This window comes from Variovorax sp. 54 (genome assembly GCF_002754375.1).
In the GTDB taxonomy this organism is placed as follows: domain Bacteria; phylum Pseudomonadota; class Gammaproteobacteria; order Burkholderiales; family Burkholderiaceae_C; genus Variovorax.
On the sequence record NZ_PEFF01000001.1, the window covers coordinates 5779255 to 5802155 of the forward strand.

Here is a 22901-nt window from a genome sequence, read left to right on the forward strand (position 1 = left end):
TAGCATTCGAGTTCGATCTCGACAAGTTGCTGACCGCAGGGAGTTCCCATGAAGAAGAAATCAATGCTTGCCAACGATGGCAAGTGGATGGCCGTCGCCTTGGCGGCCGTCGTGCTGCTCGCCGGCTGCGACGAGGCCGCGTCACCGAAAGAACAAGCCTCGGCGCAGGCATCGACGGCCGTCGTCCTCGACGCTGCCACCGGATTGCGCTGGCTGCGCTGCGCCCTGGGGCAGACATGGCAGGGCGGTCGTTGCGTCGGTGAGGCCGAAGCCCTGAGCCTGATGGACGCACAGGAGCGCGTGCAGGCGCTCAACGTGAAGGGCCATGAAGGCATCTCGCAATGGCGGTTGCCGACCGTCGTGGAACTGGCGGCGCTGCGGCGTTGCGACCATGGCCTGGTCGACGAGCAGTTCACGCTCGAACTGAGCCCCGAAAAGGAGCCCGTCACCGTGCCGCGATGGTGCGCCCGCGAAACCTCCGTTCCCACCATCGACAGTGCACGCTTTCCCGACACGCCGCTGGTCAAGTTCTGGTCGGGCTCGGGCAGCGAGGCCGCGCAGCACTTCTACGCCGTGGACTTCAGCAATGCCTGGATCGGCCTGAACGAAGCGGCCGAGGCCGCCCACGCGGTGCGGCCGGTGGCCGATCGCTGACCTTCAGCTGCTTCTACTTCGAGAACGACTCGACTGCCACCGGAATCTCCGGCGCCCGCCACTGGTAGCTGTCGCCCAGCACATTGCGCTCGGCCTTCTGCCCACTCCAACGGATGCCCAGCAGGTCCATCAGGCTCCAGCCCGTCCAGTCCGCGCGGAAGGGCTGCTGCGTGGCGGCGCCGGTGGGCAGCGGCTCGTGGTTGCGCCAGACGATGGCCGGGATGCGATAGCCCGAGGCGGTGGCGGGGCTGTGGCCTGCGCGGTCGCTGCCGTGGCCGACCTCCTGGCCGTGGTCCGACAGGTACATCCAGGCGCGGTAGTCGTCCGGCTTGCCTGTGTTGCGGGTCTGCTGCAGCAGCTCCGACACCACGAAGTCGTGGTACAGCAGCGCGGCGTCGTACTGCTGGCGGAAGTGCCGCACCCAGGCCGAGCGGCCGTTCTTCACAAGGCCGGTTTCTATCGCATCGACGTTGTCGTCGAAGGGGTTGGCGTTCTCTGGAAAGCGCAGGCTGTAGTGCGGGTGCGCGCCCATCAGGTGGACCACGATGAGCTTTCGTTCGGTGCTCGTGTCGGCAAAGGCTTCCTGCACGCAGTCGAGGATCTCGCCGTCGAGCGAGGCGCTGGCGCGGCCCGGCGTGCGGTTCACCATGTCGACCACGTCGGCATAGCGTGCGTGCTCCTGCTCGATGGCCAGGTCGTCGTGGTTGCTGATCCACCAGACCTTGTAGCCGGCGGCGCGCGCCAGGGCGAGCAGGTGGGGCGGGTTCCCGGCGTTCCCGTTGTTCCCGCTGTTCCCATTGGCGGGCTGGCCGAAATGGAACATGTTGCGCAGCGCGGGCAGGGTGCTTGCGTCCACTGACCACGCGTTCTGCAGCACGGCCATGCGATCACCTTCCTGCGCCTTGTGCGCCTGCAGGCGCGGCGTGGTCGGGCGGCCGTAGCCGTACAGGCCCATGTTGTCGCGGTTGATGCTGTCGGTGATGACGAGCACGACCGTGGACGGCCCTTCGCGCGAGAACACCGGTGCGATCTGCCGGGCTTGCGCCAGCTGCGCATCGCGGGTTTCTTCCTGGCCAGCCCAGGCGGCGCGCTGGTCCTGCAGCGACTGCGACCACTGGGTCCAGAAGACGACCGGGTGCAGCCGGCGCCAGGGTTTGCTCACATAGGCCACGCAGGCCGCGAGCAGGATCAGGAGCAGCAGCGAGCGCACCCAGAACGGCCGCCGCGCACGCGGCGCCGTGGCACCGCGCCGCGCGAACAGGCCCGCCACCACGCCTGCCGCCACAAGCGCGGCCGACCAGACGACGGCGGAGCGCCAGTGCATGCGGAGGTACTCGGCGCTTTCGCGCGCGTTGGTGTTGGCCGCCGCGCCCAGCACCATGGCGCTGTCGGGTGCGGCCTGGTAGGTGTCGAGCAGATAGGCGCGGACCACGGCGTCGAGCCCGAAGCCCATGACCCAGAGCCACACCAGCGCCGTGCGCCAGCGCCGCAGGCGCGCGCTGTGCAGCGGCCACAGCAGCCAGAGCACCGGGGGCGCGGCGAGCACCGCGAGCTGGGCGATGCGGCGGCCGTCGTGGCCCAGGGCAATGAGTGCCAGCAGCGTGACGCCGACCACGCCAAAGGCCAGCAGGGCGCTGGAAGAGTGACGCGGGGCGTCGATGTGGGGATGTGTCAAACGCGGCGTGGGGAGGTCGAAGGCGGGCGAATTCTGCCCCGCACCCCGCCGCAACAGCGTCAGTGTCCCGACCTTGGCGGGGTCTTTGAGGCACGCCTCAGGGATATCCCGGCGGAACTTATTCGCGCTCAGCGTCCCAGAGGGGGCTTCGACCGGCGTTTGCCGAACCTCCGTGTCTTCTTGAAAGGAACCCTCGCCCCATGGCCCGATTCAGCCGCCGACTGCCCGCGCTCCTGCTCGCATTCTTCTTCTCGTGGATGGTGCTGCCATCCGCCTTTGCCGCGCAGCCGCAGATGGTCAGTGTCGCGGTCAAGACCCTGAACATGCGCACTGCCCCCAGCCAGCGCGCCGAGGCGCACTGGACGGTGAGCCGGGGTTATCCGCTGCGCGTGATCGGCCGCAAGGGCGACTGGCTGCGGGTCACTGATTTCGAGAACGACAAGGCCTGGGTCTTCCGTTCGATGACGAACAAGACGCCGCACCACGTCGTGAAGGCGAAGACCGCGCAGTTGCGCCGCGCACCCGGCGCGCGCAGCCCGGTCGTGAAGAAGGCCGTGTACGGCGACGTGCTGCGCACCCTCGAGCGCCGCGGTGATTGGGTGAAAGTGCGCCATGAAGGCGGCACCACCGGCTGGGTGCTGAAGCGCTCCCTCTGGGGCTGGTGAAGCGGAGGGCGCTCAGGTCGCGGTAGCCTGGCGCACCGCGCGCTCCCAGCGCGCCATCGATTCCTCGGCCTGCGCGCGGCCCATGGTCGGCATGAAGCGGCGTTCGATCTTCCACAGCTTCGAGAGCTGGCGCGCATCGGTGTAGACGCCGGTCGACAGCCCTGCGAGGTAGGCCGCGCCCAGCGCGGTGGTCTCGACCACCTCGGGCCGCACCACCGGAATGCCCAGCAGATCGGCCTGGAACTGCATCAGCAGGTCGTTCACGCTCGCGCCGCCGTCCACGCGCAGCTCGGCCACGGGCTTGCCGCCCGCGGCCACGGCGTCGCGGCTCATGGCTTGCAGCAGCGCGGCACTTTGATAAGCGATGCTTTCCAGCGCGGCGCGCGCGATGTGCGCGACCGTGGTGCCGCGCGTGAGGCCGGTGATCGTGCCGCGCGCGTCCGCGTCCCAGTACGGCGCGCCCAGGCCGGTGAAGGCCGGCACCATCATCACGCCGCCCGCGTCGGGCACGCTCTCGGCGAGCGACTGCACCTCGGCGCTGCCCTTGATGGCCTTGAGGCCATCGCGCAGCCACTGCACCACCGCGCCGCCGACGAACACGCTGCCTTCCATCGCGTACTGCGGGGTCGCGTCGGTCTGCGCGGCGCTGGTCACGAGCAGGCCGTTCTGCGAGGGCTGGAAGGCCGCGCCCGTGTGCATCAGCAAGAAGCAGCCGGTGCCGTAAGTGTTCTTGGCCATGCCGGCCTCGAAGCAGGCCTGGCCGAAGAGGGCGCTCTGCTGGTCGCCCGCCACGCCGCCGATGGGCAGCGTGTGGCCGAGCAGCGCGGCATCGGTGTCGGCAAAGTGCGAGCTCGACGGCTGCACCTTCGGCAGCAGCGCGGCGGGGATCTTCAGCGCGGCGAGCAGGTCGGCGTCCCATTCGTTCGTGTGCACGTTGAACAGCATGGTGCGCGAGGCGTTGCTCACGTCGGTCACGTGCGCCTTGCCGCCGGTGAGCTGCCACATGAGCCAGCTGTCGACCGTGCCGAAGGCCAGTTCGCCGCGTTCGGCCTGGGCACGCGCGCCGGGCACGTTGTCGAGCAGCCAGCGCAGCTTGGTGCCCGAGAAGTACGCGTCGATGACGAGGCCTGTCTTCTCGCGGATGGTGTCGGTCAGGCCCTGCTCGCGCAGCTGTGCGCACAGCGGTTCGGCGCGGCGGTCCTGCCAGACGATGGCGTGGTGCACGGGCTGGCCGGTGGCGCGGTTCCACAGCACGGTGGTCTCGCGCTGGTTGGTGATGCCGATGGCGTGGATGTCGGTGGGCTGCAGCTTGGCCTTGGCCAGCACCTCGCGCGCGGTGGCGAGCTGGCTGCGCCAGATTTCCATCGGGTCGTGCTCGACCCAGCCCGGCTGCGGGTAGATCTGCGTGAGTTCCTTCTGGGCGATGGCGACGATGCGGCCTTCGCGGTCGAACACGATGCTGCGCGAGCTGGAGGTGCCTTGGTCGAGGGCGAGCAGGTAGGTGGTCATTCGGTGGATGTTTCTGGAATCAGATGTCGCGCGCGATTTCCAGCCGCACCTGCGCGGCATGCAGCAGGTCGGGAAACGGCGGCGGCGGCGCGGCGTCGGTGAACAGGCGATCAATCTGCGAGAGCGTGCCCAGCTCGATCATCGCCGGCCGGTTGAACTTGCTCGCGTCGGCCGCCAGCCACACCTCGCGCGCCTGGGCAATGATGGTCTGCGCGACCTTCACCTCGCGCAGGTCGAAGTCGCGCAGCGAGCCGTCGACCTCGATGCTCGACACGCCGATGAGCGCGATGTCGACCTTGAACTGGCGGATGAAGTCGATGGTGGCCTCGCCCACCACGGCGCGGTCGCGCGGGCGCACCGAGCCGCCGGCCACGATCACCTCGCAGGCCGTGTTGCCGCTGAGGATGGTCGCCACGTTCAGGTTGTTGGTGATCACGCGCAGGCCCGTGTGGCGCATCAGCGCCTTGGCGATGGCCTCGGTGGTGGTGCCGATGTTCAGGATCAGCGAGCAGTCGTTGGGCACCAGCTCGGCCACGCGGCGCGCGATGCGCGCTTTGCCGTCGGCGTTGAGCGTTTCGCGCTGCTGGTAGCCGATGTTCTCGGTGGTCGAACTGGGCACGCGCACGCCGCCGTGGAAGCGCGTCAGCAAGCCCGCATCGGCCAGCCGCTGCACGTCGCGGCGCACGGTCTGCAGCGTCACGCCCAGCATGTCGGCGAGCTGTTCGACGGTGACGGAGCCGCGCGCGCGCACGGTGTCGAGGAGGTTGATCTGGCGCGGGTTGGAGTTCACAGGGGCGTCGTGGAGGGCGGAAAGACTGGGGTCGAGGGTACAGGCCGCGTCACTTTAAAACGAAAGAAAACGAATCCGAGTAAGGGAAAACTCGGAGGAAAATCGCGCCAAAAGGAATCCAAATGAAAAAACTCGAAAATACAATCTCGGCCTTTGCTGACAAAAGTCACCAACCAACGGACCCCCATCCTGTGAGCGATTTCTCCTCTCCAGCGGCCGCGCCGGCCACCGAATGCGATGTGCTGATCGTCGGCGGCGGCATCAACGGGTGCGGCATTGCGCGCGACCTGGCCGGCCGGGGCTGGCGCGTGATGCTGTGCGAGAAGGACGACCTGGCCTCGCACACCTCGTCGTCTTCGACCAAGCTGATCCACGGCGGGCTGCGCTACCTCGAGTACTACGAGTTCTCGCTGGTGCGCAAGGCGCTGCAGGAGCGCGAAGTGCTGCTCAAGAGCGCGCCGCACATCATGTGGCCGCTGCGCTTCGTGATGCCGCACGACCCCTCGATGCGCCCGGCCTGGATGATCCGCATCGGCCTGTTCATGTATGACCACCTCGCCAGGCGCGAGGTGCTGCCGCCGTCGCGCGGCATCGACCTGCGCCAGCACCCGGCCGGCGCGCCGCTCAAGGCGCAGTACAAGCGCGGCTTCGTGTACTCGGACGGCTGGGTCGACGACGCGCGGCTGGTGGTGCTCAACGCCATCGATGCGCGTTCGAAGGGCGCCGAAGTGCTCACGCGCACGCGCTGCATCCATGCGCAGCGCGGCGCCGACGGCTGGGTTGCCACGCTCGAAGGCCCCGACGGCGCGCACCGCACCGTGCGCGCACGCGCCGTGGTGAACGCGGCCGGCCCGTGGGCCGAATCTTTCCTGCGCGGCGTGGCCCAGTCGGCGCGCGGCGAGGCGCTGGCCACCAAGAGCCTGCGGCTCGTGAAGGGCAGCCACATCATCGTGCCGCGCCTGTTCGACCACGACCACGCCTACATCTTCCAGAACCCCGACAAGCGGATCATCTTCGCCATTCCTTACCAGGGCGCGTTCACGCTGATCGGCACCACCGACATCGAGATCAGCGGCGACGACCCCGGCGGCGCGCGCATCGCGCAGGAAGAAATCGACTACCTCTGCACCCAGGCCAGCCGTTATTTCGACAAGGCCATCGTGCCGGCCGACGTGGTCTGGACCTACTCGGGCGTGCGCCCGCTGCTGGACGACGCCTCGGGCGACCCCTCGGCCGTCACGCGCGACTACCTGCTCGAGTCGAACACCACTGCCGCGCCGCTGCTGTCGGTGTGGGGCGGCAAGATCACCACCTTCCGCAAGCTGGCCGAGGACGCGGCCGACGAGGTCGGCAAGATGCTCGGCCAGTCGGGCGCGCAGCGTCCGGCCTGGACCGACGGCGCCTTCCTGGCCGGCGGCGACCTGTCGGCCTGGATCGGCGCCCCCAAGCGCCCCGACGACGACTTCGGCCGCTTCGTGACGGCGGTGCAGGCGAAGTACCCCTGGCTCGATGCCAAGGTCGCGCTGCGGCTGGCGCGCGGTTATGGCGCGCGCGTGGCTGAACTGGTCGGCGAGGCGCAGTCGCTGGCCGAGATGGGCGCCGAGGTCGCGCCCGGCCTGTACGAGCGCGAGCTGCGCTTTTTGCAGGCGCGCGAATGGGCCGTGAGCTCGGACGACGTGCTCTGGCGGCGCACCAAGCTCGGCCTGCACTACACACCGGCCGAGCGCGAACAGGTCGCGATCTGGCTGCAGGCGAACGTTCGCCAGGGCTGAAGCCCTTCGCGCAAGCCATCGACAGAACAACAGGAAGAGAGGGCCCATGCAACTGACTCTGGAGCGCGTCACCAAGAAGGTCGGCGCGCAAACCTGGCTCTACGAGCAGAGCATCGCGCCGAAAAGCGGCGCGGTGACCGTGCTGCTCGGCGCCACGCAGGCCGGCAAGACCAGCCTGATGCGCCTCATGGCCGGGCTCGACACGCCGAGCACCGGGCGTGTGCTGGTGGACGGCAAGGACGTCACCGGCACGCCGGTGCGCGAGCGCAATGTCGCGATGGTCTACCAGCAGTTCATCAACTACCCCTCGCTCAAGGTGTTCGACAACATCGCCTCGCCGCTGAAGCTGCGCGGCGAATCGAACATCGAGGCGCGCGTGAGGGCGCTGGCCGACAAGCTGCACATCGGCATGTTCCTCGACCGCCTGCCGGCCGAGCTGTCGGGCGGCCAGCAGCAGCGCGTGGCGCTGGCGCGTGCGCTCGCCAAGAACGCACCGCTCATGCTGCTCGACGAGCCGCTGGTCAACCTGGACTACAAGCTGCGCGAAGGCCTGCGCGAAGAACTCACGCAGCTCTTTGCCACCGGCGACTCGACCGTCATCTACGCCACCACCGAGCCCGGCGAAGCGCTCCTGCTCGGCGGCTACACGGCCGTGATGGACGCCGGTGAACTGCTGCAGTACGGCCCGACCGCCGAGGTGTTCCACGCGCCGCAATCGCTGCGCGTGGCACGCGCCTTCAGCGATCCGCCGATGAACCTGCTGGCGGGCACGGCCACGGCCGGCCGCGTGCAGCTCGCAGGCGGGCCCGCACTGACGCTGGCCCTGCCCGAAAGCGTGTCGGGCGCGGTCACCGTCGGCCTGCGCGCGAGTGCCTTGAACGTGAACGCGGGGGAGGGCGACATCGCCTTGCCCGGCAAGGTGGAGCTGGCCGAGATTTCGGGTTCCGACACCTTCGTGCACGTCGATACCGCGGTGGGCGAACTGGTGGCGCAGCTCACCGGTGTGCACCGCTTCGAGCTGGGCGCCGCGATCACGCTGTACTTCAGCGCGTCGCAGGCCTATGTGTTCGATGCCAGCGAGAAGCTGGCGCTGGCGCCGGCATGGCGCAAAGGAAACGTATGAGCCCCCACGTTCATCACTGCGTGTATTCACTGCCCCCCGAGGGGGCGCAGACCGCCCTTGGGGCGGCCCGGCGGGAGGTCTAGTCATGGCACGCATCGATCTCGACCTGGCCCACGCCTACCGCGCGAACCCCACGCAGGACAGCGACTACGCGCTGCTCCCGCTGAAGATGAGCTTCCGCGATGGCGGCGCGTATGCCTTGCTCGGCCCCTCGGGCTGCGGCAAGACGACCATGCTCAACATCATCTCGGGCCTGCTCGTGCCCTCGCAGGGCAGCGTGAGCTTCGACGGCCGCGACATGACGCGCGCCACGCCGCAGGAACGCAACATCGCGCAGGTGTTCCAGTTCCCGGTGATCTACGACACCATGACCGTGGCCGAGAACCTCGCGTTCCCGCTGCGCAACCGCAAGGTGCCCGAAGACCAGATCAAGAAGCGCGTCGGCGAGATCGCCGAAATGCTCGACATGAGCGGCCAGCTCAACCAGCGCGCGGCGGGCCTTGCGGCCGATGCCAAGCAGAAGATATCGCTCGGCCGCGGGCTGGTGCGCAGCGACGTGTCGGCGGTGCTGTTCGACGAACCGCTCACCGTGATCGACCCGCATCTGAAGTGGCAGCTGCGCCGCAAGCTCAAGCAGATCCATCGCGAGCTCAAGCTCACGCTGATCTACGTGACGCACGACCAGGTCGAGGCGCTCACCTTCGCCGAAGAGGTGGTGGTCATGACGCGCGGCAAGGCCGTGCAGGTGGGCAGCGCCGAGGCACTGTTCGAGCGGCCGGCCCACACCTTCGTCGGGCATTTCATCGGCTCGCCGGGCATGAACTTCCTGTCGGCCCACAGCGCCAACGGTGCGCTCGAAGTGGCGGGCACGCCGCTGGTGCCGACGCGCGAGCTGCCGCAAGGCGCGCTCAAGATCGGCATCCGGCCCGAGTACCTGCGCCTGTCGAATGCCGGTGCCGCCGGTGCCGTGCCGGCGGTGGTGAAGCAGGTGCAGGACGTCGGCACGCACGCGATGCTGAGCGCGGAGGTCGACGGCGGCGTGGTCAAGGTGCGCATGCACTCGGACGAGCAGCCGCCGGCGGTGGGGGACACGGTGTGGCTGCGGGTGCTTGATACGCATACGTGCTACTACAAGGATGAGGAACTGGTGGCATGACGCATCAATCAGCCGTTGACCGGTCTTGTTCCCTCTCCCTTTGCGGGGAGAGGGCTAGGGTGAGGGCAGGGGCCTTGCCGCCGCTTGCAGCCTTTCGAACGCCGTCATCCCTCACCCCAACCCTCTCCCAGAGGGAGAGGGAGCAAACGCAGAGGGAGCAGACACCATGAACGCCACCAACAAACCCATCAACCAGAAAGCCTGGTGGCTTGTGCTGCCCGTGCTCATCTGCGTGGCCTTCTCCGCCATCGTCCCGCTGATGACGGTCGTCAACTACTCGGTGCAGGACATCATCTCTCCCGAGCGGCGCGTGTTCGTCGGCACCGAATGGTTCGCCGCTGTGATGCGCGACGACGAGCTGCACCAGGCGCTGTGGCGTCAACTGGGCTTCTCGCTCTCGGTGCTGCTGGTGGAGATTCCGCTGGGCATCGCGCTCGCGCTGTCGATGCCGGCCACGGGCTGGAAGTCGTCGGCGGTGCTGGTGGTGGTGGCGCTGTCGCTGCTCATTCCGTGGAACGTGGTGGGCACCATCTGGCAGATCTACGGGCGCGCCGACATCGGCCTCCTGGGCCACGCGCTGCAGGTCATGGGCATTGAGTACAACTACACCGGCAGCGCGACCGACGCGTGGCTCACGGTGCTGGTGATGGACGTGTGGCACTGGACGCCGCTGGTGGCCTTGCTCTGCTATGCGGGCCTGCGCTCGATTCCCGACGCCTACTACCAGGCGGCGCGCATCGACGGTGCCAGCAAGTTCGCGGTGTTCCGCTACATCCAGCTGCCCAAGATGCGCGGCGTGCTGATGATCGCGGTGCTGCTGCGCTTCATGGACAGCTTCATGATCTACACCGAGCCCTTCGTGCTGACGGGCGGCGGGCCGGGCAATGCGACCACCTTCCTGAGCCAGTACCTCACGCAGAAGGCCGTGGGGCAGTTCGACCTGGGTCCGGCTGCTGCCTTCTCGCTGATCTATTTCCTGATCATCCTGTTGTTCTGCTTCGTGCTCTACAACTGGATGCAACGGGTCGGTACACAGGAAGTGGAGAAAGAACAATGAACGAGAAACGCTTCCATAAGCGCAGCATCTTCCTGCTGCTGTACATCCTGTTCGCGCTGTTGCCCATCTACTGGATGATCAACATGAGCTTCAAGACGAACGAGGAGATTCTTTCGAGCTTCTCGTTCTTCCCGCAGCAGCTCACCTGGGCCAACTACGCGCGTATCTTCACCGACGAGTCGTGGTACTCGGGCTACATCAACAGCCTGATCTACGTGGCGATCAACACGGTGATCTCGCTCACCGTGGCGCTGCCGGCGGCGTATGCGTTCTCGCGCTATTCGTTCCTGGGCGACAAGCACGTGTTCTTCTGGCTGCTGACCAACCGCATGACGCCGCCCGCGGTGTTCCTGCTGCCGTTCTTTCAGCTGTACAGCACGGTCGGGCTGATGGACACGCACCTGGGCGTGGCGCTGGCGCATTTGCTCTTCAACGTGCCGCTGGCGGTGTGGATTCTGGAAGGCTTCATGAGCGGCATTCCGCGCGAGATCGACGAGACGGCGTACATCGACGGCTACTCGTTCCCGCGCTTCTTCCTCACCATTTTCCTGCCGCTCATCAAGGCCGGCGTGGGTGTGGCGGCGTTCTTCTGCTTCATGTTCAGTTGGGTCGAGCTGCTGCTGGCGCGCACGCTCACGAGCGTGAACGCCAAGCCGATCGTGGCGACGATGACGCGCACGGTGAGCGCCTCGGGCATGGACTGGGCCACGCTGGCGGCGGCCGGTGTGCTCACCATCGTGCCGGGCGCGATCGTGATCTGGTTTGTGCGGCACTACATCGCGAAGGGTTTCGCGATGGGGCGGGTTTGAGGTATTGCTCCCTCTCCCCTCGGGGAGAGGGCGGGGGTGAGGGCGTCGGCGCTTGAAAGCACCTGGCGATGGATACGCCCCCTCACCCTAACCCTCTCCCCGAGGGGAGAGGGAACAGGACAAGGAGATAGAAAAAATGTTCGACTGGATGGTCTGGACCACCCCCGTGGCCGTTTTCTTCACCTGCATCGCGCTCATGCTGATCGGCATGACCGTGTGGGAGATCAAGTCGCCCACCACCGTGCGGCGCGGCTGGCTGCCCATTGCCACCACGCGCGGCGACCGGCTCTTCATCGGCCTGCTGTCTGCTGCCTACGTGAACCTGATCTTCGTCGGCGTGGCCGGCAAGGTGCAGGAGTGGCTGAGCCTGGAGGCCGAGCCCTCGATCTGGATCGGCTTCGTGCTGTCGATGTTCGTTCTTGCCCTGGTCATGCGCAAAGGCTAGAAAAATGTGCCCCCCGGCTTGTCACTTCGTGTACTTCTCCACCCCCCAAGGGGGAGGCGCGGCTCGCCTTGGGGCGGCCCGGCGGCGACCGCAACCTTAATTTCGCCAACGTGTCCGGCTCTCCGCCTCCCCGGAGCCGCGATCGAAAAACCGGGGAAGCACAACCGAGGAGACACATTCATGAAGATGCGCTACACGGCTTTGGCACTGGCGGCGGCGATGTTCGCCGCGCACGGCGCCGCATCGGCCGGCGAGGCCGAGGCCAAGAAATGGATCGACAGCGAATTCCAGCCGTCGACCCTGTCCAAGGACAAGCAGATGGAGGAGATGAAGTGGTTCATCGACGCCGCCAAGAAGCTGCAGGCCAAGGGTGTGAAGGAGGTGTCGGTCGTCTCCGAAACGCTGACCACCCATGAGTACGAATCGAAGACGCTGGCCAAGGCCTTCGAGGAGATCACCGGCATCAAGGTCAAGCACGACCTGATCCAGGAAGGCGACGTGGTCGAGAAGCTGCAGACCTCGATGCAGTCGGGCAAGTCGATCTACGACGGCTGGGTGTCCGACTCCGACCTGATCGGCACGCACTACCGCTACGGCAAGATCATGTCGCTCACCGAGTACATGAAGGGCACGGGCAAGGAGTTCACCAACCCGGGCCTGGACCTGAAGGACTTCATCGGCACCAGCTTCACCACCGCGCCCGACGGCCAGCTCTACCAACTGCCCGACCAGCAGTTCGCCAACCTGTACTGGTTCCGCGCCGACCTGTTCGCGCGCAAGGACCTGCAGGACAAGTTCAAGGCCAAGTACGGCTACGACCTGGGCGTGCCGCTGAACTGGAGCGCCTACGAAGACATCGCCGAGTTCTTCAGCGTCGACGTGAAGACCATCGACGGCAAGCCGATCTACGGCCACATGGACTACGGCAAGAAAGACCCGTCGCTCGGCTGGCGCTTCACCGATGCGTGGCTGTCGATGGCCGGCGCTGCCGACAAGGGCATTCCGAACGGCATGCCGATCGACGAGTGGGGCATTCGCGTGGCGGCCGACAAGTGCACGCCCACGGGCGCCTCGGTGTCGCGCGGTGGCGCCACCAATTCGCCGGCCGCCGTGTATGCGCTCACCAAGTACATCGACTGGATGAAGAAGTACGCGCCCAAGGAAGCCATGGGCATGACTTTCGGCGAATCCGGTCCGGTGCCGGCGCAGGGCCAGATCGCCCAGCAGATCTTCTGGTACACGGCCTTCACCGCCGACATGACCAAGAAGGGCCTGCCGGTCGTGAACGAAGACGGCTCGCCGAAGTGGCGCATGGCCCCGGGCCCGAACGGTCCGTACTGGAAGCAGGGCATGCAGAACGGCTACCAGGACGTGGGTTCGTGGACCTTCTTCAAGGGCCATGACGCCAACAAGACGGCTGCCGCCTGGCTCTACGCGCAGTTCATCACCGCCAAGACCACGTCGCTGAAGAAGTCGATCACCGGTCTGACCTTCATCCGCGACAGCGACATCCGCTCGGACTACTTCACGCAGAACGCGAACAAGTACGGCGGCCTGATCGAGTTCTACCGCAGCCCGGCGCGCGTGGCGTGGACCCCGACCGGCACCAACGTGCCCGACTACCCGAAGCTCGCGCAGCTCTGGTGGAAGAACGTGGCCGAGGCCGTGACGGGTGAGAAGACCCCGCAGAAAGCCATGGACAACCTGGCCGACGAGATGGACAACGTGATGGCCCGCCTCGAGCGCGCCGGCATGGCCCATTGCGCGCCCAAGCTCAACCCGAAGGGCGACCCGGCCAAGTACCTGAGCGACGACCACGCCCCGTGGAAGAAGCTGGCCAACGAAAAGCCCAAGGGCGAGACCATCGACTACAACAAGCTGCTGAGCGCCTGGAAGGCCGGCAAGGTGCGCTGACCGGCGCACCGCGCATCACAAATGCAAACAAGGGCCGTGCCGCGAGGTGCGGCCCTTTTTCGCGTTCTGGCCGAATGGTTCGTCGGATTCGTGCGACGGCATGACCAATGGCAGATGCACCTTTGAAAAGCTTCGCTTACATTCGACGGCCCCCGCCACGCCCCGCCAGTGAATCCAAGTTCTTCCAGCCCCTCCGCCAGCCCTCCTGCCACCCCGAGCGCGCGTGTCAAACGCGTCCTGCTGATCCAGTACTCGCAGACCGGGCAGCTCGACCGCGTGGCCGGGCAGATCGCCGCGCCGCTGCGCGCCGACCCGGGCATCGAACTGCATGTGGAAACGCTGCGGCCGCTGCAGAGCTTTCCCTGGCCCTGGCCGTTCCTGACTTTTTTCGACGCGTTCCCCGAGTCGGCCCACATGAAGCCGGGCCCGCTGGCGCCGCTCGCGCTCACGGGCGACGAAGACTTCGACCTCGTCATCCTGCCGTACCAGGTCTGGTTCCTGGCGCCCGCGCAGCCGATTGCGGCCTTCCTGCAGCACCCCGTGGCGGCGCGGCTGCTCAAGGGAAAACCCGTGGTCACGGTCATTGCCTGCCGCAACATGTGGCTGCTGGCCCACGAAAAGCTCAAGGGCCTGCTCGCCGCCACCGGCGCGCGCCTGATCGACAACGTGGTGCTGACCGACCCGGGCCCCACGCTGGCCACTTTTTTCACCACGCCGGCCTGGCTCATCTGGGGCCGCAAGCGCGGCTTCTGGGGCATGCCCGACGCGGGCCTGAGCGAGGAGCAGATTCGCGGCTGCAGCCGCTTCGGTCGTGCCCTGCGCGACGCGCTGCACGCAGGTAAAGAGCAGGGCGATGCGCCCCTGCTGGCCGGGCTGGGCGCGGTGCGCGCCGACGCGCGTTTGCTGGTCAGCGAGAAGGCCGGCACGCGCAGCTTCTACCTCTGGGGCAAGCTGATCATGGCGGCCGGCGGGCCGGGCGCGGCGGTGCGCAAACCGCTGCTGCTGCTGTACGTGTTGTTTCTGCTGGCGCTGATCGTTACCGTCGTGCCGGTGAGCCTGACCTTGCAGGCGCTGCTGCGTCCTTTGTTCCGAGGGTGGCTGACTAAAATGACCGCCCAATTCGAGCGCCCGTCGGGCTCTGCCACGGACCGGCTCCCTCTTTATGACGACTGATGTTTTCCTGACCCGCACCGCTGCCTTCCTGCCTTTTTCTCCGGTCAGCAACGAAGACATCGAAGAAGTGCTGGGTCGCATCGGCGGCAAGGTGTCGCGTGCGCGACGCCTCATCCTGCGCAGCAACGGCATCCAGTCGCGCCACTACGCCATCGACCGCGCCACCGGCCAGCTGGCCATGACCAATGCACAGCTCACCGCCGCGGCCATCCGCGCGCTGGGCGACGACATCGGCCCGGTCGACTGCCTGGCCACCGGCACCTCGCTGCCCGACCAGCTCATGCCCAACCACGCGGTGATGGTGCACGGTGAACTGGGCTGGCCCCGGCTCGAGGTGGTGGCCTGCGCCGGCATCTGCCTGGCCGGCGCGGCGGCGCTCAAGCATGCGTGGCTCTCGGTGCGTGCGGGCGATGCGCGGCGCGCGGTCGCCACGGGCTCCGAGCTGGCCTCGGCCGTGATGCGCGGCATCAACTTCGAAGCCGAGCTCGAGCACAAGATCGAGGCGCTCGAAGCGCGCCCCGAGATCGCCTTCGAGAAAGACTTCCTGCGCTGGATGCTGTCCGACGGCGCCGGCGCGGTGCTGCTGGAGCGCGAGCCGCGCGGGCCGCTGTCGCTGCGCGTCGAATGGATCGAGCTGTCGTCGGCGGCGCACGAGCTGCCGGTGTGCATGTATGCCGGTGCCGACAAGAACGCGCAGGGCGGCCTCGACGGCTGGGCCCGCACCTCGCCCGCCGACTGGCAGCGCGACTCGACCTTCGCGGTCAAGCAGGACGTGCGCCTGCTCAACGACAACATCGTGCGCGCCACGCTGACCGAGCCGCTCGCGGCCCTCATCGAGCGCCGCGGGCTGAAGACCGACGACATCGACTGGTTCCTGCCGCACCTGTCGTCGCACTATTTCGTCGAGCCCGTCGCCGCGAGCCTGGCCTCGCTGGGCCTGCCGATTCCGCGCGAGCGCTGGTTCAGCAACCTCGCGACCAAAGGCAACACCGGCTCGGCCTCGCCGTACATCATGCTCGACGAGCTGTTCCGTTCCGGTCGCATCAAGCCCGGCCAGAAGCTCTTGATGTTCGTGCCGGAAAGCGGTCGCTTCTCGAGCGGCTTCATCTACCTGGAGGCGGTGTAGCCATGGACGTCGACGCAGTTCCGCAAGAGGGCAACGCGACCCTCGCAGGCCATTCCAAGCTGATGTACGCCCGCGACGCGCAAGGCCGCGTCGTCACCACCACGTCCAAGGGCTGGGAGGCGGAAGAGATCGTCACCAGCCACGCGGTCGACGTGCTGGTCGAGCAGGCGCAAGAGGCCAAGACGCGCGTGAAGGCCGGACTGGCCTCGCCGCTCGAATACTGGATGTACGAGCGCCGCATGGACGTGGCGCTGCTCTCGCAGACCAGCGGCTTCTGGCAGTGGCGCGTGCGCCGCCATTTGCAGCCGCGCCATTTCGCCGCGCTGTCGCCGACCCAGCTCGCCCGCTACGGCCAAGCGCTGGGCTTGCCCGTTTCCACCCTGCAAGGCCTGCCGTGAACTTCCAACACCAACAGGCGGCGCACTGCGAAAGCGGCGTCATCTCCAGCCTCATGCGGCACCACGGCGCGCCGATGAGCGAGGCGATGGCGCTGGGGTTGTCGTCGGCGCTGTCCTTCGCCTACCTGCCGTTCATCAAGCTGTCGGGCCTGCCGCTCATCTCGTACCGCATGCCGCCCAAGGCCATCATCAAGGGCCTCTTGGCGCCGATGGCCGCGCGCTTCCGCTTCGAGACCTTCCGCAGCCCGCAAGCAGGGCAGCAGCGGCTCGACGCGCTGCTGGCCGAGGGCCAGCTCGTGGGCCTGCAGACCTCGGTCTACTGGCTGCCGTACTTTCCGCCGAACATGCGCTTTCACTTCAACGCGCACAACCTGCTGGTCTACGGCAAGGACGGCAACGACTACCTGATCAGCGACCCCGTGTTCGAGGAACCCGTGCGCTGCGCCAGCGAAGACCTGTCGCGCGCGCGCTTCGCCAAGGGCGTGCTCGCGCCCAAGGGGCTCATGTACTACCCGCAGGCCATCGAGCGCAAGGCGGTCGATGCCGCCTCGGTGACCAAGGCCATCCGCAAGACCGTGCGCAACATGCTCGCGCCCGTGCCCATCGTGGGCGTGCGCGGCATGCGCACGCTGGCCAAGCGCATGCAGAAACTGTCGCCCAGCGATCCGCGCAGCGTCGACTTCATCGGCCACCTGGTGCGCATGCAGGAAGAAATCGGCACGGGCGGCGCAGGCTTCCGCTTCATCTACGCGGGCTTCCTGCAAGAGGCGGCGCAGCTGCTCGACAAGCCGCAGCTGACGCAGATGTCCGAACGGCTGATCGCCATCGGCGACGGCTGGCGCGCGTTCGCGCTCAAGGCGGCGCGCATGGTGAAGGGGCGCGAGCCGGTCGATCCGGTCGCGCTGGCCGGCAAGCTGCGCGAGCAGGCGCAACAGGAAGAAACCTTCTTCCGCGACCTCAAGGCCGCCGTCGCCTGATGCTGGAGCTTCGTCAGCTCGGCTACCGCTACCCGCACGCTGACAAGGCCGCGCTGGCCGACGTGTCGCTCGCCGTGCCGCGCGGTTGCGTGCTGGGCCTGCTGGGCCCGAACGGCGCCGGCAAGACCACGCTGATCTCGCACCTGTCGGGCGCGCTCGCGGTGCAGTCGGGCGACATCCGCATCGACGGCCAGCCGTTGCAGCAGGTGCGCGCCAAGGCGCCCACCCGCATCGCCGTGGCACCGCAGGACCAGGCCTTCTATCCGATGCTCACCGTGGCCGAGAACCTGGCCTGCTTCGCCGCGGCCGGCAAACTTTCGGGTGCACGCAAGAAGGCGCGCATCGACACCTGCACGCAGTTCGCGCAGCTGGAGCAGTTCTCGGGCGTGCGCGCCGAGCGTCTCTCGGGCGGCCTGAAGCGCCGCCTCAACCTCGCGATCGCCTTGCTGCCCGAACCCGAGCTGATGCTGTTCGACGAGCCGACCGTGGGCGTCGATCCGCAGTCGCGTGCCTTCATCCTCGATGCGATCAAGAGCCTGGCGCAGGCCGGCGCGGCGGTGATCTACGCCTCGCACTACATGGAAGAGATCGAAGCGATTGCCGACCGCGTGGCCATCCTCGACCAGGGCCGCGTGCTGCGCGAAGGCCCGCTCGACGCGCTGCTGTCGCAAAGCGCGATGCTGTTGACCCTGGCCGCCGACGGGCTCGACGCGCAGATGCTGTCGCGCTTCGGCACGGTGGAGCAGGGCGCGGCGCACTGGCGCATCCACCTGAACGCGGGCAGCGGCCCCGGCGCCGTGCTGGCCGCGCTCGAAGCCGAGGGCATCGAGGTGCGGCAGGCCGAGTTCGGCCGGCACGACCTCGAGCAGCTGTTCATGGCGCTCACGCACCGGTCGCTGCGGGACTGATCGAACGCCATGCTTTTCGCACTCATCAAGAAAGAACTGCTGGCCCTCGTGCGCGACATGCACGGGCTGGCCGTGCTGTTCGTGATGCCGATGGTCTTCATCGTGCTGATGTCGCTCACGCTGAAAGACATCTACCGCCCGCCGCTGGCCGAGTTGAGCTACGCGGTCGACGTGCGCGACAGCGGCACGCCCGCCAAGTGGCTGCTGCAGATCTGGCAGCGCAGCCACGGCGCGCCGCAACCGCTGGGCGCCGACTGGCAGGCGCGGCTGCGCAGCGGCACGCTCAAGTACGTGATCGTGATGGAGCCCGGGCTGTCGGAAGAACTGGAATCGGCCGCGCTTTCCACGCGTGCCCACATCCGCCTGCTGGCCGAGCCCGGCATCGACGCCAACCTGTTCAACGCGCTGCGCGCCGAACTCATCGGTGCGTCGGGTGAACTCAAGGCGCGGCTCGCGCTGGCGGTGCCCGGCACGGCCAGCCCCGCGCCCGACGCGTCCATCCAGGCGATGGTGCAGGCCGAGCGCTTTGCCACGGCCGGCCCGCGGCCCACGTCGGTGCAGCAGAACGTGCCGGCCTGGCTGGTGTTCGGCATGTTCTTCGTGGTGGCCTCGCTGTCCAGCCTGTTCGTGCAGGAGCGCGGCTCGGGCGCGCTCGGCCGGTTGCAGAGCCTGGGCGTGTCGCGCTCGATGCTGCTCGCTTCCAAGGCCTTGCCTTACCTCGGCGTGAACGCGCTGCAGGCGCTGCTGATGCTGGCGGCAGGCATCTGGCTCATGCCGATGATCGGCGGCGATGCGCTCTCGCTGTCGGGCATCCACTGGGGCGGCCTGCTGCTGTCGCTGGCGGCCGTGAGCCTGGCGGCGGTGAGCCTGTCGCTGGCGGTGGCCTGCCTCGTGAAGAGCCATGCGCAAGCTGCCACGCTCGGGCCGATGGTGAATGTGCTGATGGCGGCGGCGGGCGGCATCATGGTGCCCAAGTTCGTCATGCCGGGCTTCATGCAGCGCATGGTCGAAATCTCTCCCATGAACTGGGGGCTCGAAGCGCTGCTCACCGTGCTGCTGCGCGGCGGCGGCGCGGCCGAGGTGCTGCCGCAAGTCGGCCGGTTGGTGGCGTTCGCGGCCCTCATGTTTTTTGTGGCTGTCTTTCTGTTTCGCAGGCGCGCACCGTGACGAGCACCGCTTCTTCTCCTGAATTCATCGCCCGCCTCAAGGCCCTTGTGCTCGAGTCCGTCGAGAAGGACGCGCCGCCCGGCGGCCTCGGCGACGACGAACCGCTGTTCGGCCCCGAGGCGCGGCTCGACCTCGACTCGCTCGACGCGCTGCAGGTGTCGATGGCGATCCAGCAGCACTTCGGCCTGCGCATGCCCGACAGCAAGGACACGCGCCGCGCCATGACGTCGATCGCGCATCTGGCGGAACACCTGGTGCAAGCGGGCAAGGCATGAGCCCGAGGAGTCCGGTGTACCTGGCCGGCATGGGCCTGGCCTGCGTGCTCGGCGACGATGTGCCGTCCGCGCTCGCGGCATTGCGGCGCGGCGGCGTTCCACCCACACCGGTGACGGTGGCCGATGGCCTGCAGTGGCCGGTCTACACGCTGGCGGTGCCACCCGGTGACTGGACGCAGCGCGTGCAGCACACGGTGCGACGCGTGGTCGCGCAGACCGGCGACGGGCTGGACCGGCACGGGCCGCTGTTCGTGGCCTCGTCGTCGCTCGACATCGGTGCCATGGAACACGCACAGCACGACGCGCGGCTGAGCGGCGACCTGCAGGACTTTGCCGACATCGCCGCTGCCGCACTCGACTGGCAAGGCCCCGTCTTCACCGTCTCGACCGCCTGCACCTCGGCGCTCAATGCAATGCTGGCGGCGGCCGACATGGTGCGCGCGGGCGAGGCCCGCGAGGCGCTGGTGATCGGCGCCGAACTCGACAACCGCTTCACCGTGGCCGGCTTTGGCGCGATGCAGCTGCTGGCGCACGACAGCGCGCGGCCCTTCGGCGCGGGGCGCCAGGGGCTGGTGCTCGGCGAGGCCGTGGCGGCGCTGCGGCTCGGGTCGCAACCCGCGCGCTGGGCGCTGGGCGGCGGCGCCAACGTGGTCGACGGGCGCAATCCCTCGGGCACCGAGGCGAGCGCGGTGCGGGCAATGTGCCGCGAGACGCTGGCGCGCAGCGGCCTGCAGCCTGCGGACATCGACCTCATCAAGGTGCAGGCCGCCGGCAGCCCGGTCAACGACGCGATCGAGGTCGAGGCGCTGCGGCAGGTGTTCGACCCGCTGCCGCCGCTGGTGTCGCTCAAGTCGGCGATCGGCCACACGCTCGGCGCGGCCGGGGCGGCGGAGCTGGCCTTGCTGGTCGGCTGCATCGAAGGCGGCGCCTGGCCGTCGGTCGGCTACGCGCTCGACGAGACGCTCGGCATCGCACTGAGCGACGGGCCGCCGGCGCGGTTGCGCCACATCCTGCTCAACGTGGTGGGCTTCGGCGGCGGGCATGCGTCGCTGGTGCTCACGGATTGCGGCGTCGCATGAGCACTGTCACCCCTGCTTGGCGCACGGCCGCGCATGTCGTGGCGCGTCCGCCGCCGGACGATTGGCGCGACGCGCTCGCGACCCGGCTGGGCCGCCGGCCGCGCCGTGTCGGCCTGTGGACCGAGCTGGCGATGTACGGCGCGCGCGCCTGTCTCGACGCGGCCGGTGAAGCCGCGTTGCCTCCCGGCGCGCGCCTGCGCGTGACCAGCCAGCGCGGCGCATGGGAAGCCACGCGCGCGGGGCTGGCGCAGCTCGATGCAGGCTTGCCGATGCCGTTCACCTTCATGCAGAGCCAGCCCGCATTGATGCTGGCGGAAGTCGGCCGCTGCCTCGACTGGCAGGGCGATGCGAGCTTCATGCTGTGCCGCGACCTCGCGCGTCCGCTGGCGCTGTCGCAGCTCGGTGCCGGGCGCGATGGCCTGTTGTTCGGCGTGGTGGAAGAAGCGTACGGCGATGTGCCGCCGCGCACCGAGTGGTGGCGGCTGGTGCCGAACGATCAGCCGGAAATCGAGCGCTGAAGGTTCTCGCGCGCTCGCGCTTCGAGCAGCGCATGCAGGCGCGGCGTGGCGTAGATCGCCGGACGGTCGAGAAAGCGCTGAAGGATCGCGCGCCGACGCGGCAGGCGAATCTCCTCCGGAACGAAACCGTATTCCGCGTGCACCTGGCGCTCGTACTCATCGAAGCGCGCGCGCTCGGCGCCGAGGATCGACAGGTCGATGTCGATCAGCAGCTCGGCGTCGCGGCCCTCGGGCACGGCGTCGTGGCGCGTCGCCATGACGAGCGCGTGGACGCGATCGGTCGCTGCTGCGTCCACGCCGGCGGCTTGCAATGCCTGACGCGCCCAGTCGGCGCTGCGCGCTTCGTTGTCGCGCGCATGCACGTCGTAGATCGCGTCGTGGAACCACAGCGCCAGCGCGACCTCGCCGGGGCGTTCGGCCAGCGCCTGCTCCTGGTCGAACCACGCGAGGCATTCGCCGAGGTGCTGCATCGTGTGGTACTGCCGCTGCGGTTCGCTGTAGCGGCGCTGCAGTTCCAGCTGCAGCGCGCCGTCGGGCGCGGCCACGCCGAGCTCCTGCCAGGCCTCTGTCCAGTTCGCGTGCAGCGCCTGCGGTGTCATCGTGGTTATTGCTCCATCGCGGCCTTGACCTCCTGGCCGAGGTCGAGCACCGACATCGCGTAGTAGCTGCTCCAGTTGTAGCGCGTGATCACGTAGAAGTTGCGCGTGCCCGCGACGTAGGTCGGCGGTGCGTCGAGGCCGTTCTGCAGCTCGATGAGCGCGAGCAGGCCCTTGTGCTTCAGGCCTTCGCCCTCGGGCACGGCGCCTGCGGCAACGAAGCTGTCGGCGCTGAAGGTCGGCAGGATGTCGGGCGCCAGCAGCAGCGCCTTCTTCAGGCGCGACTCCTCGAAGTGCACCGGGTAGATCGACGGCATGCCCGGTGTCCAGCCGAAGCCCTTGAAGTAGCTCGCGACCGAACCGATCACGTCGACCGGGTTGTTCACGAGGTCGATGCGGCCGTCGCCGTCGAAGTCGACCGCGTACTTGGCGATGCTGCTGGGCATGAACTGCGGCATGCCCATGGCGCCGGCATAGCTGCCCAGCGGCGTGAGCGGGTCGTCGGCGGTGCGGCTTTCGGTGCTCAGAAAGCTTTCGAGCTCGCCGCGGAAGAAGGCGACGCGCTCGGCGGCGCGTGGGTGGCCCTGCGGGAAGTCGAAGGACAGCGTGGCCAGCGCATCGATCACGCGGAAGTTGCCCATGTTGCGGCCGTAGATGGTCTCGACGCCGACGATGCCGACGATGATTTCCGGCGGCACGCCATAAGTGGCCTCGGCGCGCGCGAGCGTGTCGGCGTTGGCGCGCCAGAAGCGCACGCCGGCCGCGATGCGCACCGGGTCGATGAAACGGCTGCGGTAGGCCTGCCAGTTCTTCACCGTGCCGACCGGGCCCGGCAGCATCAGGCGTGGCACGTTGGGCAGGAAGCGCGCAGCCCCGATGGTGGCGCGCACCCAGTCGCGGTCGAGGTTGCGGCGCTTGGCGACGTCGTCGGCGAACGCCATAGCGTCGTCGCGCGTGGCGTAGGGCGTGCTGCCGCGCACCGGCGTGACGGCGGCCGGGCGGCCGTTGGCCTGAGGCTTCTGGGCCAGGGCTCCCGTGGGCCAGGCGGTGCAGCCGGCGAGGAGGGCGGTGGCGGCCACTGCGGCGCGCAAGGGCGTGGGGAAGACGAATGACAT

The 22901-nt window shown here is 68.1% G+C and carries 23 protein-coding genes; 18 read left to right on the top strand and 5 right to left on the bottom strand.

Going from position 1 to position 22901, the window contains the following annotated elements; translation table 11 throughout:
* Nucleotides 1-48 precede the first annotated feature (48 nt).
* Nucleotides 49-654 carry an Lcl C-terminal domain-containing protein gene (locus CLU95_RS26485; RefSeq protein ID WP_099796341.1) on the top strand — a complete coding sequence of 202 codons (606 nt, stop codon included), beginning with the start codon at nt 49-51 and terminating at the stop codon, nt 652-654.
* A gap of 13 nt (nt 655-667) precedes the next feature.
* Here CLU95_RS26485 and CLU95_RS26490 read toward each other — a convergent pair whose 3' ends face one another.
* Nucleotides 668-2329, bottom strand: coding sequence for a phosphoethanolamine transferase (locus CLU95_RS26490; protein WP_257214738.1), 1662 nt, complete (start codon nt 2327-2329; stop codon nt 668-670).
* Nucleotides 2330-2529: 200 nt separating this feature from the next.
* Between CLU95_RS26490 and CLU95_RS26495 the strand changes: the two genes are divergently transcribed.
* Complete coding sequence (locus tag CLU95_RS26495) at nt 2530-2994, top strand: SH3 domain-containing protein (protein WP_099796342.1); 465 nt, start codon at nt 2530-2532, stop codon at nt 2992-2994.
* Nucleotides 2995-3006: 12 nt separating this feature from the next.
* Here the strand turns inward: CLU95_RS26495 and glpK are convergent, their stop codons facing one another.
* Together glpK and CLU95_RS26505 are read right to left on the bottom strand one after the other, a co-directional pair.
* Complete coding sequence (gene glpK / locus CLU95_RS26500; RefSeq protein WP_099796343.1) at nt 3007-4503, bottom strand: glycerol kinase GlpK; 1497 nt, start codon at nt 4501-4503, stop codon at nt 3007-3009.
* 19 nt (nt 4504-4522) lie between these two features.
* Nucleotides 4523-5293 carry a DeoR/GlpR family DNA-binding transcription regulator gene (locus tag CLU95_RS26505; protein ID WP_099796344.1) on the bottom strand — a complete coding sequence of 257 codons (771 nt, stop codon included), beginning with the start codon at nt 5291-5293 and terminating at the stop codon, nt 4523-4525.
* Between the two features lie 122 nt (nt 5294-5415).
* Between CLU95_RS26505 and glpD the strand changes: the two genes are divergently transcribed.
* From glpD to CLU95_RS26585, 16 genes are all read left to right on the top strand, one after another.
* A complete protein-coding gene (gene glpD / locus CLU95_RS26510) occupies nt 5416-7065 on the top strand; it encodes a glycerol-3-phosphate dehydrogenase (protein WP_099796345.1) in 1650 nt (549 codons plus the stop codon).
* A gap of 46 nt (nt 7066-7111) precedes the next feature.
* Complete coding sequence (locus tag CLU95_RS26515) at nt 7112-8188, top strand: ABC transporter ATP-binding protein (RefSeq protein WP_099796346.1); 1077 nt, start codon at nt 7112-7114, stop codon at nt 8186-8188.
* An 85-nt stretch (nt 8189-8273) separates the two neighbouring features.
* Nucleotides 8274-9344: an ABC transporter ATP-binding protein gene (locus tag CLU95_RS26520; RefSeq protein WP_099796347.1), complete on the top strand. Its 1071-nt coding sequence runs from the start codon at nt 8274-8276 to the stop codon at nt 9342-9344.
* A 166-nt stretch (nt 9345-9510) separates the two neighbouring features.
* Entirely contained in the window at nt 9511-10401 is an 891-nt protein-coding gene (locus CLU95_RS26525; RefSeq protein ID WP_099796348.1) for a carbohydrate ABC transporter permease, read from the top strand.
* Nucleotides 10398-11210: a carbohydrate ABC transporter permease gene (locus CLU95_RS26530; protein WP_099796349.1), complete on the top strand. Its 813-nt coding sequence runs from the start codon at nt 10398-10400 to the stop codon at nt 11208-11210. Before CLU95_RS26525 ends, CLU95_RS26530 begins: the two co-directional genes overlap by 4 nt.
* Before the next feature lie 136 nt (nt 11211-11346).
* Nucleotides 11347-11655 (top strand): DUF2160 domain-containing protein, encoded by a 309-nt coding sequence (locus tag CLU95_RS26535; RefSeq protein WP_099796350.1) that lies wholly within the window; start codon nt 11347-11349, stop codon nt 11653-11655.
* 180 nt (nt 11656-11835) lie between these two features.
* Entirely contained in the window at nt 11836-13569 is a 1734-nt protein-coding gene (locus tag CLU95_RS26540) for an ABC transporter substrate-binding protein (RefSeq protein WP_099796351.1), read from the top strand.
* 168 nt (nt 13570-13737) lie between these two features.
* Entirely contained in the window at nt 13738-14742 is a 1005-nt protein-coding gene (locus CLU95_RS26545; RefSeq protein ID WP_257214739.1) for a dialkylrecorsinol condensing enzyme, read from the top strand.
* Nucleotides 14732-15868, top strand: coding sequence for a beta-ketoacyl-ACP synthase III (locus CLU95_RS26550; RefSeq protein WP_099796352.1), 1137 nt, complete (start codon nt 14732-14734; stop codon nt 15866-15868). The genes CLU95_RS26545 and CLU95_RS26550 overlap by 11 nt, the downstream gene beginning before the upstream one ends.
* Before the next feature lie 2 nt (nt 15869-15870).
* Nucleotides 15871-16266, top strand: a complete 396-nt coding sequence (locus tag CLU95_RS26555; RefSeq protein ID WP_099796353.1) for a hypothetical protein — start codon at nt 15871-15873, stop codon at nt 16264-16266.
* Nucleotides 16263-17243, top strand: a complete 981-nt coding sequence (locus tag CLU95_RS26560; protein ID WP_099796354.1) for a BtrH N-terminal domain-containing protein — start codon at nt 16263-16265, stop codon at nt 17241-17243. The genes CLU95_RS26555 and CLU95_RS26560 overlap by 4 nt, the downstream gene beginning before the upstream one ends.
* The gene (locus CLU95_RS26565; protein ID WP_099796355.1) at nt 17243-18151 is read left to right on the top strand and encodes an ABC transporter ATP-binding protein; all 909 of its coding nucleotides are present in this window, start codon (nt 17243-17245) and stop codon (nt 18149-18151) included. The genes CLU95_RS26560 and CLU95_RS26565 overlap by 1 nt, the downstream gene beginning before the upstream one ends.
* Nucleotides 18152-18160: 9 nt before the next feature.
* Nucleotides 18161-19318, top strand: coding sequence for an ABC transporter permease (locus CLU95_RS26570; protein WP_099796356.1), 1158 nt, complete (start codon nt 18161-18163; stop codon nt 19316-19318).
* Complete coding sequence (locus CLU95_RS26575) at nt 19315-19593, top strand: acyl carrier protein (RefSeq protein WP_099796357.1); 279 nt, start codon at nt 19315-19317, stop codon at nt 19591-19593. Before CLU95_RS26570 ends, CLU95_RS26575 begins: the two co-directional genes overlap by 4 nt.
* On the top strand, nt 19590-20672 hold the full coding sequence (locus tag CLU95_RS26580; RefSeq protein ID WP_099796358.1) for a beta-ketoacyl synthase N-terminal-like domain-containing protein: 1083 nt from the start codon (nt 19590-19592) through the stop codon (nt 20670-20672). The genes CLU95_RS26575 and CLU95_RS26580 overlap by 4 nt, the downstream gene beginning before the upstream one ends.
* Complete coding sequence (locus tag CLU95_RS26585; protein ID WP_099796359.1) at nt 20669-21190, top strand: hypothetical protein; 522 nt, start codon at nt 20669-20671, stop codon at nt 21188-21190. Before CLU95_RS26580 ends, CLU95_RS26585 begins: the two co-directional genes overlap by 4 nt.
* Here the strand turns inward: CLU95_RS26585 and CLU95_RS26590 are convergent.
* Entirely contained in the window at nt 21169-21789 is a 621-nt protein-coding gene (locus CLU95_RS26590) for an HD domain-containing protein (protein ID WP_099796360.1), read from the bottom strand. The genes CLU95_RS26585 and CLU95_RS26590 overlap by 22 nt on opposite strands.
* A 5-nt stretch (nt 21790-21794) precedes the next feature.
* Nucleotides 21795-22901: a lytic murein transglycosylase B gene (gene mltB, locus CLU95_RS26595; RefSeq protein WP_099796361.1), complete on the bottom strand. Its 1107-nt coding sequence runs from the start codon at nt 22899-22901 to the stop codon at nt 21795-21797.